This window comes from Sorangium sp. So ce726, assembly GCF_051521405.1.
GTDB lineage: Bacteria > Myxococcota_A > Polyangia > Polyangiales > Polyangiaceae > Sorangium.
Map to the genome: position 1 here is coordinate 9,229,165 of NZ_CP150349.1, position 14,618 is coordinate 9,243,782.

General features: G+C 73.1%; 10 protein-coding genes and 1 tRNA gene. 6 read left to right on the plus strand and 5 right to left on the minus strand.

Translation table 11 applies throughout. The annotated features are described in order from the left end of the window. The first annotated feature begins 849 nt into the window (after nucleotides 1-849). A complete protein-coding gene (locus WME79_RS34215; RefSeq protein ID WP_437523424.1) occupies nucleotides 850-1,236 on the plus strand; it encodes a response regulator in 387 nt (128 codons plus the stop codon). Nucleotides 1,237-1,299: 63 nt separating this feature from the next. After that, the gene (locus tag WME79_RS34220) at nucleotides 1,300-2,460 is read left to right on the plus strand and encodes a sensor histidine kinase (RefSeq protein WP_437523427.1); all 1,161 of its coding nucleotides are present in this window, start codon (nucleotides 1,300-1,302) and stop codon (nucleotides 2,458-2,460) included. 27 nt (nucleotides 2,461-2,487) lie between these two features. On the opposite strand, the gene WME79_RS34225 is transcribed toward WME79_RS34220, so the two are convergent. From WME79_RS34225 to WME79_RS34240, 4 genes are all read right to left on the minus strand, one after another. Continuing rightward, nucleotides 2,488-3,186 (minus strand): DUF4230 domain-containing protein, encoded by a 699-nt coding sequence (locus tag WME79_RS34225; RefSeq protein ID WP_437523430.1) that lies wholly within the window; start codon nucleotides 3,184-3,186, stop codon nucleotides 2,488-2,490. A gap of 186 nt (nucleotides 3,187-3,372) precedes the next feature. Beyond that, nucleotides 3,373-4,689 (minus strand): hypothetical protein, encoded by a 1,317-nt coding sequence (locus WME79_RS34230; RefSeq protein ID WP_437523433.1) that lies wholly within the window; start codon nucleotides 4,687-4,689, stop codon nucleotides 3,373-3,375. Nucleotides 4,690-4,810: 121 nt separating this feature from the next. Next, nucleotides 4,811-7,141 (minus strand): transglycosylase SLT domain-containing protein, encoded by a 2,331-nt coding sequence (locus WME79_RS34235; RefSeq protein WP_437523436.1) that lies wholly within the window; start codon nucleotides 7,139-7,141, stop codon nucleotides 4,811-4,813. A gap of 122 nt (nucleotides 7,142-7,263) precedes the next feature. After that, nucleotides 7,264-8,268, minus strand: coding sequence for a hypothetical protein (locus WME79_RS34240; RefSeq protein ID WP_437523439.1), 1,005 nt, complete (start codon nucleotides 8,266-8,268; stop codon nucleotides 7,264-7,266). Between the two features lie 90 nt (nucleotides 8,269-8,358). On the opposite strand from WME79_RS34240, the gene WME79_RS34245 reads away from it, so the two are divergent. Further along, nucleotides 8,359-9,465: a hypothetical protein gene (locus tag WME79_RS34245; protein WP_437523442.1), complete on the plus strand. Its 1,107-nt coding sequence runs from the start codon at nucleotides 8,359-8,361 to the stop codon at nucleotides 9,463-9,465. Between the two features lie 78 nt (nucleotides 9,466-9,543). Here the strand turns inward: WME79_RS34245 and WME79_RS34250 are convergent, their stop codons facing one another. After that, a complete protein-coding gene (locus WME79_RS34250) occupies nucleotides 9,544-10,992 on the minus strand; it encodes an MXAN_5187 C-terminal domain-containing protein (RefSeq protein ID WP_437523444.1) in 1,449 nt (482 codons plus the stop codon). A gap of 81 nt (nucleotides 10,993-11,073) precedes the next feature. On the opposite strand from WME79_RS34250, the gene WME79_RS34255 reads away from it, so the two are divergent. The 3 genes from WME79_RS34255 to WME79_RS34265 all read left to right on the plus strand — a co-directional run bounded on the left by WME79_RS34255 (nucleotide 11,074) and on the right by WME79_RS34265 (nucleotide 14,564). Beyond that, nucleotides 11,074-12,174 (plus strand): histone deacetylase family protein, encoded by a 1,101-nt coding sequence (locus WME79_RS34255; protein ID WP_437523447.1) that lies wholly within the window; start codon nucleotides 11,074-11,076, stop codon nucleotides 12,172-12,174. Between the two features lie 284 nt (nucleotides 12,175-12,458). Further along, a tRNA-His gene (locus WME79_RS34260) sits at nucleotides 12,459-12,534 on the plus strand. Nucleotides 12,535-13,181: 647 nt separating this feature from the next. Beyond that, the gene (locus WME79_RS34265) at nucleotides 13,182-14,564 is read left to right on the plus strand and encodes a hypothetical protein (protein WP_437523448.1); all 1,383 of its coding nucleotides are present in this window, start codon (nucleotides 13,182-13,184) and stop codon (nucleotides 14,562-14,564) included. Nucleotides 14,565-14,618 lie beyond the last annotated feature (54 nt).

Here is a 14,618-nt window from a genome sequence, read left to right on the forward strand (position 1 = left end):
GAATATTATCGCTTCGTCCTGCTCCGCACCACCTCCTCCGCTGGCTAGTCCGTTGGTTTTCCCCGAGTTCGGGGGATCGCCGCGGCCAGGGAAGCTAGCTCGCCGAGGGCCAGCTCTGCAAACGTCCTGACCGCCCGGCGGCGGCGTCAGCGACGCGGGCGACATCGCCGGGAGCGCGCCCGCGCGGCGGTCCCCGCGCGGCGTCCCGTACCGGCGCGGCCTCTACCGTACCCGGCGACGCCCCGGCAGAGGCGTACGGCACGGCGGCCTTGCTCGCCTCGGTCGCGAGGCCGACACAACGAAGCCGGCCCCCGCGTTGCGCCAGCCGCTCGAGCGGTGAACTGGCACGCTATACGGCGCCGAGAGCGCGTGGTTCACCGATCACTCGGCCACCTGATCGACATCTCGACATCGACACCGCGCCCGCCGAGACGGCTGCGGCTCATGAAGCCGGCGCGCTGAGCAGGATGCTGGGCGGACGGTCTGGTGTCCTCTTCTCCCTGATATCCCGTCACAAGCCCAGCTGGCGGTGGCAGATGGCAGGGCACAGCCACATTTCCCGACTCGCGGACAGATCAGCTCGACGGTCGGGCAGTAGTCAACGGGCAGCGTCCCGCGTGACGTCCGGCTCCCCGACAGGGCAGTGGAACGCCGATAGGAGCGATCGGCTCGACTCATCATCTCCCAGCCAGTCCGGCGCAGCGAGAGAGCCTCTGAGAACATTTGGTGCTACCTAGGATCCAACACACCAAGCGGCGTTCGATCGCCTCACTCCTCTCACTCCTCACCCGGCGCCCACAGCGCCACCGCTTCCGATCGATGGGTCGTTGTCTCGAACGAGGGCAGGATATGGCCGATTTGTTGCTCGTCGACGATAGCCACGACATCAACGAAGCCATGGAAATGCTGTTGACCGCCGAAGGGCATCGGGTGCGGATCGCCACGGACGGGAAGGCTGGGCTGCGCGCGCTGGAGGAGCGATTTCCGGATCTGATCGTCCTCGACGTGGAGATGCCGGAGCTCGACGGTCCGGGGATGGCTTGTCGGATGCTCATCGAGAACAGCGGTCGAGAGAAGATTCCGATTGTCTTCGTCTCCGGGGTCGAGGGTCTCCACGAGATCGCGAGGCGCATCGGCACTCCTTACATGCTCGGCAAGCCCTGCGATCCAGACAAGCTCCTCTCGATGCTCGCTCGCGCCCTCGAGGAGCGGATCGCTCCGCGCCCTCCGAAGTGATATCGCCGGGCGCGTATGGCTGCTTGCAACGCCCGACCGGCGGGGTCAAGTTCAGCGCCAATCATGAGCTCTCTGCCAGAGTGCGACTCGAGCTCGCCTGCCGTACGCTACGGCACAGCCCTGATTTCCGGCGCGATCGCGCTCCTCCTTGCCACCCAGGTGCCCCCGGTGTGGGCCTTGAAGCTCCCGCTCGTCTTGTTCTACGGGGTGCTGATCATCACCAGCGCCTGGGTCGGCGGGCTCTGGCCGGGGCTCCTCTCAACGGTGCTCTGCATCGTGGGAGCCGTCTACTGGATCGAGCCCTATGGAGCGTTGTGGGTCGGCCATCCCGCTGACGTCGTCGGCCTGGTCCTGTTCCTCCTGATCGGCGCGACGCTCAGCGCGTTCGGCGAGAGCGTGGCGCGGGCGGTGCGGATCGAGCGCGCCTCGCGCGAGGTGGCCGAGAACGCCGCGGCAGCGGAGCGCTCCGCCGGGCAGGTAAGGGAGCACACGCTCGCGATGGTCGCCCACGATCTTCGGGATCCGCTGGCCGTCATCGATCTGAACGCCGGGCTGATCGCGAGGGCCTCGACCGCGGGAGCGGGCGTCGAGATCTCGCGGCGTGCGGCCGTCGTGCACCGGACCGTACAGCGGATGAACCGCCTCCTCCGCAGCCTGCTCGACACGGCCTTGATCGACTCCGGAGGGCTCGCGCTCGACCTCGCGCCCGAGTCACCGGCGGCGTTGCTCGCCGAGGTGGTCGAGACCCACGCCGACGAAGCAGAGGCGAAGCACATCCAGATGCGCTCCGAGGCTCCGGCGGGGCTCCCCTCCGCGCTCTGTGACCGCGATCGAATCCTCCAGGTGCTCACCAACCTCACCGTCAACGCGTTGAAGTTCACGCCGCCCGGCGGGACGATCACCCTGCGCGCCGACGTGGCAGGCCGCTTCGTACGGTTCAGCGTGACCGACACGGGGCTCGGGATCGACGCTGACAAGCTGCCCCGGATCTTCGAGCGCTACTTCGGCGAGCGACGCAAGCAGAACGGCGGGCTCGGCCTCGGCCTCTTCATCGCGAAGGCGATCGTGGAGTCGCATCACGGTACCATCGAGGTCGAGAGCGGCGTCGGAGAGGGATCCACCTTCGCATTCACGGTGCCCCTCCTCCACCAGGCCTGCGCCACGGACCAAGCCCTCGGCGAAGGCTCGATCACCGCGAGCGCGAACCACTCTCCCGCGGCGTGACGCGGCGAGAGACGCGCCCACCCCGCGTCAGCCGCCGCCGCCGCCGACCTCGCGCCAGCGGATCTCCACCCGCTTCGCGCCGAGCTGCGTCGCGAGCGCCGTGATCTGCCGCTCGGCCTGCGCCTTGGCGCGCGCCATCACGTTCCCCTCGAGCGCGGCCTTCTCGATCGCCGCCGTCGCCTCCTTCCGGGCCCGCGCCTCGAGCTGCTCGTTGCGCCGCGCGAGCAGGCTGGTCGACCGCGTGTAGACATACGTCTCGTCCTCGTCGAGCCGGGTCGAGAAGACCTCGGGCGCCGGCAGCGTGAGCCGCGCGACGCCGGTCTCCGGATCCATCGCGATGTCGCCCTCGCCGATCCGCGCGAGATCGACGCCGATCGTGACGTGGCCGACCGCAACGAGCAGGAGGGCGTCGGTGGCCTGCACCAGACCGAACAGGCGGCTCTGCCGGTCGGCCAGATCCACGACCTTCTCGACGTGCACCTCCGTGGTCTCGAGCCGCGCCAGGTCGCGGATGGCGATGATGAGCGCAGGAGACGGCCGGGCGACCACGACGCTCGAGGGCGCGGGCGCGCCGAGGCGCGGCGCCACCACGAGCGCGCCGAACCCAACCGACGCGAAGAGCGCCACGACGAGCAGCGCGATCCGCGCGGCGCGGCCCGCCTGCGCGCGGGGGCGCGGGGGGTGAACTGCGACCGAAGCGTAGGGGTCCTGGAGCGGGCCTTCCATCGGGGTCTACCTTGAAGGACCACAGGCGCGCAGCAGGCGCCCGCGGCAGCTCGGCTGGACACCGACCCGAGGAGCCGCGCGTCCTCCTGAGAGAGTACCGAGAACTGGAACGCCGGAGGGCGAGAAGAATCGATCAGCCCCGCCCGCCCGCGCGGCGCGCCGGCGGCCAGGACGCAGGAAGCAGCCTTACGCCGCCCGCGCCGTGGATCGCGGCGGCGGCGCCGCCTGTTCTTCCCCCGAGGACGAGAGCGCCTGCTCGAGCATCCAGTCGTCAACGTCGCCCTCGGCCGCATGCTCCAGGGCGAGCCGCACGTCTCGGTTCGCGCAGCCCTCGGCCGCGATCCGCAGCCGCTCCTCGGTCTGGCCGTCGCGCGAGCCCGCGAGCGCGAGCGCGGCCCCGATGCGGAGCTCGGCCGGCGCGCCGCCGTCCTCGAGCACCGTGAACGCCTGCTCCCGCGTGAGCTTCGCTGTCCGGTAGTCGGCGCCGGCCTCGCCCACGAGGCGGCGCAGCGCCGCCCGCCAGGCGGGCGCAGGCAGGCCGCGGCGCCCGAGGAGCGCCACCGCGCGCCCCGCCTCGTGGGCGCCGCGCCCGCTCCGCTCCCGCAGCAGCGCGAGCAGGTGCTCGCGGCGCCGCTCCGCGAGCACCATGCTGAGCCCGGTCTCGCTGGGATCGCGCAGCAGCTGCGGCGGCACGAGGGTGAGCGAGAGCTCCTCGCCCCCCGCGAGCGCGAGCTCCACCCCGAGCGCTGTCTCCTCGACCCGCTCGATGCTGCCGAAGGAGATGAAGCGCTCGCCGGCGTCGTCCCGGAGCGAGAGCCCGTCGCTGCCCGCCACCAGCACGCGGCGCGCAGAGCCCTCCCGGAGCAGCGCCGCGAGCACCCACGCCGAGGCGCCCGTGACGACGCCGAGCGAGACCGCCACGTCGAAGTCGAGCACCGACCAGCAGATCAGTGACATGAGCGCCGCGACCCCGACGAACAGGCTGCGCCGCGGCAGCGACGGCGCGTCGTCATAGAGCCGCGCGCTCCACGTGCCCCGCGCTCGCCCGGCGGCGATCGCGCCGAGCAGCCGCTCCGCGTCGACCGGATCGTCGACGCGCACCCGGATGACGTCGCCGTCGTCGGTCTTCAAGGCGACCTCGCCGCCGGAGCTCGAGAGCCGCGCGCGCGTGAGCGAGAGGAGCGGGAACGACCGCCGATCGCCAGGGCGCTCGATCCACAGCGCGTTGCTCACCCGGACGACCGCCGCGCCAGACGAGCCCACCGCCGCCCAGAGCCACGCGATCGGCGTGTAGAGCAGGCACGCCAGGCAGAGCAGCGCGAGCAACGACCCGAGCAGCGCGAACGGCACCATGACGGCCGCCACGATCGGGCCCGCGAGCGGCTCCACGAGCGACGCGACGGAGAAGACGACGAGGAGCCACGCCAGCGCCGACGAGAGCAGCCGGCCGATGGATCGAGCATCGGCGTAGGGCTGGATGAGGACCCCACACCGCTTGAACACGCCGTCGCTTCCAGCGGTCCCTGCCACCCCACCACGGTGAAGGCACCCGCCTGCGAGTTCAAGCGCACAGCGCAATTTTAACGCAGGAGGAATCTCTACGCTGCCGTCCCGGCAACCGCGCTCAGTACGCGTCCGCCGGGGCGCGCGCGTCCGCGGGGAGCGTGAGCGGGAGCATCTCCACGGCCGCGTCTCCGCCGGCCAGCCATTGATACCGCGCCAGGTTCGAGAGGACGCGACCCACATAGGTGCGCGTCTCTTCGTAGGGGATCCGCGCCACCCACACATCGGTGTCCCGGTCGATGCCCCCATCGAGCCAGTGCGACACGGCCTTCGGACCGGCGTTGTACGCCGCCGTCGCGAGCGGCAGGCTACCCTCGAACGTCCGGAGCAGCTTGCCGATGTAGAAGCCGCCGAGGCGCAGGTTGAGCGGCGCGCTCTTGAGCTGCCCAAGGTCGAAGCCGAGCGAGAGCTCGCTCGCCGCCCTCTGAGCCGTCGACGGCATGAGCTGCATCAACCCGACCGCGCTCGCGGGGCTCACCACGATGGGATCGAACGCGCTCTCCTGGCGCATCAGCGCGTGAACGAGGCCCCTCGGCAGTCCGTGCTGCGCCTCGAGCGCGCGCACCTCGCCGACGTACGGCTCCGGATAGACGCACTCCCACGTCCAGCGATCGGCCTGCGAGGGCGCGCGCTGGAGCGCCGCGGCAGAGACCGCCTGCGTGCCCACGCGGTAGCGGCGCTTCGCGGGCGAGAGCATGCCGTACATCCTGCAGAGCGCCTCGCTCTCCTGCCCCGCATAGGCCGCGGTCGCCTCTCGCTCGTTCTCGGCGAGGTAGCTCTCCGCGTCGCCGTCGAGCCCCATCGACGCGAGCAGCGCCGCGGCCGGCGGCAGCTTCACCTCGACCATCCGGGCGTCCCCGAGAGACGCCGGGACGAGCAGCGGCGGCATGGGCGCGCCCACCGCCGCGAGGCGCGAGCGCGAGAGCAGCGCGCCCCACGAGAGCGGCTGCTCCCGCATCACCTGCGTCCAGAGCCGCACCGCGCCGTCTCGGTCGCCGCCGCGCAGCGCCGCGAGCCCGGCGAGCTCGCGCAGCCGCGCCGCGTCGGCCGGCCTCGCGTCGCGCGCGAGCTGCTCCAGCGGCCGCCGCACGCGCGCGGCGCCGCCCGTCGACAGCGTCGCGAGGGCCCGCTCGGAGACCGCGTCGTCGCGCCGATCGCTCCGCGGATAGGCGTCGAGGAACCGGCCGTACTGCGCGACGGCCTCGGTGTAGCGCCCTACCTGCATGAGGAGCCGCGCGGCGAGCAGGCTCGAGAGCTCCCCCCAGCGGGTCTTCCGGAACCTGCGCGCGACAGCGAGGTGCCGCTCGATCGCCTCCGCCTCGCGCCGGAGCCGCGAGAGCGAGCGCGCCGCGAGGTGCAGCTGCTCCGCCTGGCGCGCCGACGGCGAGGCGGCGACCTTGAGGAACGCCGCGGCCGCGGCCTCGTAGTCGCGCGCCTGGTAGAGCGCCGTGGCCCTGCGGTGGTGGAGCTCCGACGCCGGCACGCCCGACATCTTGTCGAGCTCGGCGATCGCCTCCGCCGCGCTGCCCCCGGCGACCATCGCGTCGACCTTCTGGAGCCGCTCCTCCTGCGAGAGCTGCCCCGGCAAGCCGGCGAGGAGCGCCGCGGCCTCGCGCCCGTCGGGCGACGACGGCGCGCTCTTCACGATCCACCGCAGGTCGGCGTGCGCGAGGGCCGCCGCGGCGGCCTTCTCCCCCGGGCGCTCGGCGGCGTCGCGCACGCCGAGCTGGACGCGCGCCCGCGCCATCCGCGCCGCGGCCTCGTCGCGCGACCTGCGCGCGCGCTGCGCCGCGGCCACGGCCCGATCGGCGAGCGCGCGAGCCTGCTTGAGATCGCCGCCCTTCATGGTGGCGAGCGCGGCGCGCGCGAGGCCGGGCGCGCTGCCCGAGCGCTCGAAGTACGCCGCCGCCTCGAGGAACGGCCCCGCAACGAACGCCGCCTCCGCCCGGTAGCGCGCCACCTCGCGGGAGAGGAGCGGCAGCTCCTGCTCCAGGCCATGCAGCAGCTCCACCGCCTTGCCGTGATCCCCTAGCTCGAACGCGACGCGCGCCCGCGCGTACTTCATCGAGGGCAGCGCGCGCTGCTCCATGGGCAGGGCGTCGATCCGCTCCGCCGCCTCGGCCCAGCGCTCGATCCGCACCGACTCGACCCAGGCGCCGTCCACCATGGGCGGCGCGGAAAGCGCGAGGGCGAGACCCGCAGGAGGCACGAGGGCGAGCGCCGCGGGCGGCGCGGCGGCCGGCGCGGCGCGCGCGGTGCTCTGCGACGGGGGCGGCCCGGCCGCGTGATGCTCCGCGCACGCGGCGAGCGAGAGGCCGAGGACCCACGCGACGGCCAGCCTGCGGCGCGCTCCCCCTGAAGACGGCTTCGGTGGCGACGGAGCCCGTTTCATAGCCGACCTGGCGCGTTGGACGACCCACCGGCAGCGCGTCGTTAAGGACGGAGCCCCGCGGGACGACGGCCTCCGCGCGCAGGCCGCTCGAACCGCAGCGCACGCGCTGCCGACCCCTCTAGCTAGCAAGCCTGGGCGCCCTGTCGCAAACAAAGTGTCGGGCCCGACGCGATCCACCGCTTCCCGATCTCCACGTCCTCCTCGAACAGGAAGGCCGCGACCTCGTCGAGCGAGCCGGCGCGGTTCGGCGGCGCACCCAGACGGAGCGCGGCGGCCTTGCCGAACGCGGCGACCACCGGGTGCGGCGAGCTCGCGAGCCCCAGGAGCTCGGGCACGAGCTCCACCGCCCCGAACGCGCCCGCGAGGACCGCCGCCAGCGGCCGCGGATCGGCGGGGCAGTCGTAGCTCCACGACAGCGCCGAGCGCAGCACCGCGATCGTCTCGGGCGCCGCCGCGCGCGCCGCCGCCGTGCGGTAGCCACCCACCGGCAGCGCGAGCTGCGCGTCGCCGCGGCTCGTCGCGCAGATGCCGTCCGCCGCTTGCAGCAGCGCCGCGGCGATCGGCTCGGTCACACCGTCGCCGAGCACCGTCAGCCCCTCGATATCGGCGGCGACGGGCCGCGACGCCTCTTGCGCATAGTCCTCGAGGTTGGCGAGGAGCCGCTCCAGGTCCACCGCGCCAGCGGCGCGGCCCGCCAGCACGTCGCGCTCGGTGTGCACCGTCACGAGGCTCGACACGATGGCCGGCGTCCCGCCGCGCATCGTGTGCGACACGTCCACGCTCACCCGCTGGACGGCGGGCCACCGCAGCACCCTCGGCTCCGTGTCCGGGTCGACGACGATCCCCCAGGGCACGACGGCCATCGTCACCTCGCGCGCGCCGCGCTGGATCGGGGGGCGGGGCTCGGCGCGGACCAGCGCGAGCAAGCCGAGCGCGCTCCCCATCGCGATGAGCCCCAGCGAGAGCGCGTGGCTCCCGGCGCTCCAGACGGCGGCGGAGGCGCCCGCGAGCCCTGCGGTCCCGGCCGCGGCGAGCGCGCCGGTCGAGCCGGGCTCCGGGTGGAGCCAGACGTAGCGGAAATCCGGCGGAGGCAGCTTGCGCAGCACGGTGACGACCCCGGACGACAAATCTAGGCTGCCGCGCCCCCGCGCGCCACCGGGTGCGCCGGAGCGCCCGCGCGCACGACGCCGATGGCGGCGTTCCACGCGCGCTGCGCGGTGGTAGCTTCGCGGGCGGTGCTGCTCTCCCGCGTCCGCCTCGTCCATGTCGGCCCGTTCGAGGACCTCTCGCTCTCGCTCGAGGACGCCGCCGGCGCGCCGCGCCGGCTCGTGGTCCTCTTCGGCGGCGACGGCGTGGGCAAGACCTCGATCCTGTCGGCGATCGCGTCGACCCGGCCCGGGTACGCGGTCGCGCAGCCGAGGCCGCGCGGAGACGACAGCGCGCAGCCGCTCGTGGTCGCCGACTGGATGCTCGGCACGGACGACACGGCGCGCGCACACCCGCTGCGGGTCACGAGCCCGAACGCGCGCCTCGACGAGCCCGAGGACGCGGCGATCTTGCGGCGGAGGGAGCAGTCGCTGTTCGAGAGGCGCGCGGCCGAGGGTGGCTTCGTCCTCGTCGCGCTCTCGGGAGCGCGCTGGTTCTCCCGCAGCTCGATCGTACTGACGACGCCTGAGCGCAGCATCCTCCGCTACGACGTGCGCGCGGCCGCGAGCTTCGACGACGCGACGCGCACCGACCTCGCCCGCGAGACGAAGCAGGTGCTCTCGTTCGTCCCGATCGCGGCGGCGCTCGCGCGCGACGGCCGGAAGAGCCGGCCCGAGGCGCTCTCGGACGTGCAGCCGGGCGCCCACGCAGAGCGGCTCGGCGCGCTCGATCGCGCGCTCAAGGAGGTGCTCGAGGCGCTGCTCGAAGGCCACGGTGTGACGTACGCCGGCGTCGATCCGCTCCGGCTCGAGCCGATCTTCGAGCGCGCGGACGGCCGGCGCGTCGACTTCGACGATCTCGGGCGGAGCGCGCGGCACACCGTCGCGTTCGGCGCGCTCGCGCTCCGCGCGCTCGCGTCCGCGCACCCGAGCGGCGATCCGCGCCTCGCCGAGGGCGTCGTGCTGATCGACGACATCGAGGCGCAGCAGCCGGTGCACCGCCAGCGATCGCTCGCCGCGCGCCTGCGCGCCGCGCTGCCCAACGTGCAGTGGATCGTCACGACCTCATCGCCGGCGATCGCGCTGGGCTGCGAGCTCTCCGACGTGATCGCGCTCCGCCGCGAGCCCTCGTCGGGGCGCGTCGAGCTGCACGAAGGCCCGGACGCGGTGCTGCACTGAGCCGCGCGGCGCGGCGTGCCCGCGCGCCGCGGGCGGCGCAGCGCCTCCCCCCGCTCCCGGGCTCCTGCGCCGCGCGCGTCAGGCGAGCGGCACGGCGAGGAGCACGACCTCCTTGCCGCGGACCTCGATCTTGTAGCGCATGGGCTTTCCGTGCTTCCGCCCGAGCTCCTGCTCGCTCGCCTTGAGGCGGGCGACGAACGCGTCGCGGGTGATGTGGTCCACCGGATCGCCGAGCGACTTCTTCGCGGCGATGTACTCCGCGAAGATGCGCGCGTAGTACGCGTCCTCCGGCTCCTCGAGGAGCGCCTTGGCGTCGGCCGGGATCTCCCCCGCGGACAGCGCGGCCATCCGCTCGTCGACCTCGAGGGCGTCCCGGAAGGACGCCGACGTCGGCGCGCGCGACGGGCGCCCCTCGGCGTCGGTCTCGTCCTCCTGCACGCCGAGCAGCTGGTTCAGGAGCGAGTTCAGGCGGAACACGAGCCCGCCGAGCTCGGCGTGCTCGATCTGGAACCGGAGGTCGGTCCGGCCGTTCATGATCGCGAGCAGGCCGTCCTCGATCTCGGAGACCGGCTGCGAGATGTACGCGTCCAGGAAATACGCGGCGATCACGACGAGCACGAGCCCGAGCGCGGTGACGCCGAGGAGCGGCCAGAGCAGCGCGCTCGCGAGCCCCGGCGTCCGGAGCTGCGCGATGCTGAGCAGCACCGCGCGCCGCCCGTCGCCGTAGCCGTCGAGCGCGTGCCCGACGGCGCTGTACTCGCCGGACAGCCCGCCGATGTCGACCGTCTGGCCGGAGCGCAGCGCCTTCAGGGCGCCGTCCTTCGCCGGCGACGCCGTGAGCGCCGCGACCAGCTGCGGGGAAGCGTCGCGCGATTTCGCCACCACGTCGAGCCCGTCGCCCGACTGCGTCGCGACGACGAGGACGCGCCCGCTGGTGCGCTCGCTCGCGTTGGTCAGCCGCTCGTCGTTCAGCGCGGTGCCCACGGCGACGGCGCCGATGATCTGCCCGGCGTCGCTGCGGATGGGCGCGTAGGACGCGAGCAGCTGCTCGTTGCGCGCCCGGCTGACCCACACGTCCGAGCCGGTCACCCCCTGCTCGATGGCGAGCTTCAGCGACGGGTAGACGGCGCCGAGGTTGTCTCCGCGCATGAGCGCGGAGGCGTTCCGTCCGAGCACCACGCCCTTGGTGTCCACCAGGACCACGAGGGAGGGCGGGGTCCTGGCCAGCTCGGGCGAGGCGGCGACCGCCTCCCGGATGGCGTTGGCGGCGCTGGTGGCCGCCTCAGCCCGGGCCGGGGCGGTGCCGGCGTTGAACGGCTCGCGCAGCTTCGGGTCGCTCGCGTGGGAGTCGAGCCACCGCTCCAGCACGAGGCCGTCCACCTGGAGCTGCGCCATGGCGGCCGCAAGCGCGCGCGGCGCCTCGCCGGGGCGCCCGATCTCCGCGAGGGAGGCGCGCGTGAGGGCGTAAAAAAGCCCTCCGACCATGAGGACAATCACGGCGAAGACTGCGATGATCTTTCCGCGCATCCTGCGTCTCCACTCCTTCTTTCCGGGGCTCAGGGCAAGCTACCATCCGCTGCGGCGCTGCTACAACTCTCCACCCAGCTCATGGTGCACTTGAATCAGCCGCACTCCGAAGCCCCGCGCCTCTACGTCGTCGACGACGCGCTGTTCGAGCAACATCGCTCGCGAGGCGCGCACCCTGAGCGCCCGGAGCGCCTCGAAGCCGCCCGCCGCGCCATCGAGCGCTGCGCCGCGGCCGGCCTCTCGCTGGAGCACGTGGCGTCGCGCGACGCCACCGAGGAAGAGCTCGCCCGGGTCCACGCCCCGCGGTACCTGGAGTCGCTCGGCCGGCTCACCGGCCACTATGCGGCGCTCGACCCCGACACGTACGTGGTCCCGCGCTCGGTCGAGGCGGCGAGGCGCGGCGCGGGCGCCGCGGTGGCGCTGGTCGATGCGGTGCTCGCTGGCCCCGGTCGGCTCGGGGTCGCGCTGCTCCGTCCGCCCGGCCACCACGCCACGCGCGACGCCGGCATGGGCTTCTGTCTCCTGAACAACGTCGCCGTGGCGGCGCAGGCGGCGCTGAGCAGCGGGCTCTCGCGGGTGGCGGTTGTCGACTTCGACGTGCACCACGGCAACGGCACGCAGGACATCTTCTGGGACGATCCGCGGGTGCTGTTCTGCTCGCTGCACCAGTGGCCGTTCTATCCCGGCACCGGCGCCGCCGACGAGCTCGGCGGAGGCGAGGGCGCCGGGTACACGGTGAACGTGCCGCTGTCCGACGGCGCGACGGACGCGGTCTACGAGGCTGCGTTCGACGAGCTCCTCCTTCCGGTGCTCGACGAATACGCGCCCGAGCTGATCCTGGTCTCGGCGGGGTTCGACGCGCACGAGCGCGATCCGATGGCGGCGATGAAGCTGTCGCGGGCCGCGTACGCGGCGATGGGCCGCCGGCTCGCGGCGATGGCGACCGCGAAGGCGGGGGGGAGGCTCGCCATCTTCCTGGAGGGCGGCTACGACCTGACCGCGCTCGAGAGCTCGCTCGCGGCGGCGCTGCTCGCGGCGTCCGGGTGCGAGGCAGCAGACGACCCGGCTGGAGCGTCGGTGCCGCCGGCGCATCCCGCGCAGCGCGCGCCGATCTCGACCCGCCACCGCGCGGACCTGGACCGGGCGCGCCGAACCGCGCTGCGCCGGTGGACGACGCTCTGAGCGAGGCGATCAGCGGCGCGCACCGGGGAACCAGGGCCGAGGTGTGAACGGGGCCGGGCGGGGGCCGCCGGCGGGCCGCTGCCCCGCGGGGATCCCTGCCTGGAGGAGGTCGGCGCCTCCTTGGAGGGGGTTCAGGGCGGGAAGCCGGGGTGGGTGGCTCGAAAGGTGGGAGGATCCAGGGTGGGGGGCCAGAAGAGCGACACGCGGTGCGTTTCCGTGATTGCACTCTGCGCGGAGCTGAGTATTCTGCCAGGCCTTCGCAGCCCCACGGGCCACGAAGAACGGTGGGTATAGCTCAGTTGGTAGAGCACTGGATTGTGGCTCCAGTTGTCGCGGGTTCGAATCCCGTTACTCACCCCAGGTTAGGACAGGCCGAGGCCGCCCAGCAGCGGCAGCCTCGGGGGCTCGGCTGCACGAGAGCGTGAAGGCGGAGCTGCAGGCACGCTGATTCGCGCTCGTCGGGCTCCTCGCTGGCGCTCCACGAGTTCGATCGCGACGCCTCGATAGGGAGCGAGCGGCGACCGGCGCATCGCGAGAGACCGCGACGCCGACGCTCGATCACCTGACGCGCGCCGTGGCCTCGAGCCCCGGCTCGACTGTGTCGAGCCGCCACGCCCTGTCCGCGCAAAGCGACGCGCGCCCTCCGCGCGCTTCCTTCCTCCCTCCCTCCATCCACGAGCCGGAGGACGTTCCCCCTGGCCGACGCCGTGCGAGCACGACCCGACCCCGGTCCCCGGCTCGGCGCCGCCCGAGACGATCCATGAGCGCGCCCGAGCGCCACACCACGAGCACGCTCCCGCGCCATCACGAGCACGCTCGCACACCACATCATGGACGAGCTCGCACGGCGTCGCGAATCGCTCGCTTCGATAAGCGCTCCTCGCGCCTCGGAGATATCGATTCATGGATATCCATCCACCGCAGTGAGCGGTTACCCATTCTCCCGGAGACAGCAAGTCTCATTTTTGTAACCAACTCGCCACAATACCCGCGTAGCGTCCGCGCGCATGAAGACCACTCTCCCTGGGAGACGCGCGTCGACGGCGCGCCTCATCTCCGCCGCTTTCATCGCGTTCAGCGCACCTCAGCTCGCGGCGTGCGCCGTGGATTCGAGCGATGCTGCGGATCCTACCGAGTTACCTGCCCCCGGCGCCGTCGATATTGTCCGCCCGCTCACGCTCTCGGAGCGCGCCCGCGTGCCCGAGAAGGAGCCGGGGTTCGTCGCTGCGGCGCTCGGGGACCACGAGCTCGTCATCACCCATGACGGCAGCATGACGCCCTTCGCCGCGGGCGACGTGCTCGGCGGCACGCAGGGAGGCGGCTACCTCGCCCGCGTCGTGAGCGTACGCACGATCGACGCGACGCGGGTGGCGCTCGCGACGACGCCCGCTCCTCTGACGGAGTTCATCACCGAGGGCCATTTCCACGTCCACTACGACGCGCGCGAGTACGCGCGCGCAATCGACGATCACGTCGCGCGCACCCGCGAGCTCGGCGTGGAGGACGGCGAGCAGATCGCGAGCGCGGCGGAAGCCCTGAAGATCTCGTCCGGCGCCTCCATGAAGCTCCTCGATCTCTCTTCGGCCTCGCTCCCGGCGTCGTGCGGGGTCACCGCGCACGGGACGGCGGCGCTCGACGTCACGGCCGAGCTCTCGCCGGCGCTCGATCTCGAGGTCCACGTCGGCCCGAGGGGCACGCTCAACCCGGTGCCGGAGCTGAAGCAGCTCCGCCTCGTCGCGTCGGGCCAGCTCGACGTGAGCGCCAGGCTCCAGGGCACCGGCACGGTCACGGGGACCTGCTCGGTCGATCTCCTGGAGCTCGCCGGAGGCGTCCCGAGCATCCCGCTACCGACGCTGACCTTCTGGGTGGGCCCCGTCCCCGTCATCGTCACGACGGACGTCGTGCCGAGAGCGAAGGCGGATCTGGGGCTGTCCTTCACGGCCGCCGAGGTGGAGGCCGAGGCGCAGGCGACCGCCGAGATCGAGGCCGGGGTCGACTACAGGAACGGTAACTGGAGCACGATCTGGGAGCCCTCCGGCTCGGCCTCGGGCTCGGCCTCGATCGGCGCGCCCGGCCCGATCACGGCGTCCGGCAAGGTGAGCGCCGGCGCGGAGCTCCGGGCGCGCCTGTACGGCATCGTCGGCCCCAACGTCGGAGTCCAGGCGTACGCGCGCGTCAGGGCGGAGACCGCGCCGCCCTACTGCTCGTACGACGCGCGGGTCGACGGCGGCGTGCGGGCCTACGCCGAGGCGGTGGCAGGCGTGTCGGTCGGCCCGCTGGATCTGACGCTCAAGCGCCTCGAGCTCGTCGATCTCGAGCTCCTGCACTTCGACGGACCGCGCGCCTCGGGCCCGCTCCGCGACGCGCCCGAGTGCGACGCGGCGCCCTGATCGCGCCGCCCCTCCTCGCGCCATCCGTCCGGGGGACGAGCCGCCCCCGCCTCC

Coding starts and splice junctions, on each gene's coding strand:
- WME79_RS34215 (WP_437523424.1), top strand. CDS start 850: ATGGCCGATTTGTTGCTCGTCGACGATAGCCACGACATCAACGAAGCC.
- WME79_RS34220 (WP_437523427.1), top strand. CDS start 1,300: ATGAGCTCTCTGCCAGAGTGCGACTCGAGCTCGCCTGCCGTACGCTAC.
- WME79_RS34225 (WP_437523430.1), bottom strand. CDS start 3,186: ATGGAAGGCCCGCTCCAGGACCCCTACGCTTCGGTCGCAGTTCACCCC.
- WME79_RS34235 (WP_437523436.1), bottom strand. CDS start 7,141: ATGAAACGGGCTCCGTCGCCACCGAAGCCGTCTTCAGGGGGAGCGCGC.
- WME79_RS34250 (WP_437523444.1), bottom strand. CDS start 10,992: ATGCGCGGAAAGATCATCGCAGTCTTCGCCGTGATTGTCCTCATGGTC.
- WME79_RS34255 (WP_437523447.1), top strand. CDS start 11,074: ATGGTGCACTTGAATCAGCCGCACTCCGAAGCCCCGCGCCTCTACGTC.
- WME79_RS34265 (WP_437523448.1), top strand. CDS start 13,182: ATGAAGACCACTCTCCCTGGGAGACGCGCGTCGACGGCGCGCCTCATC.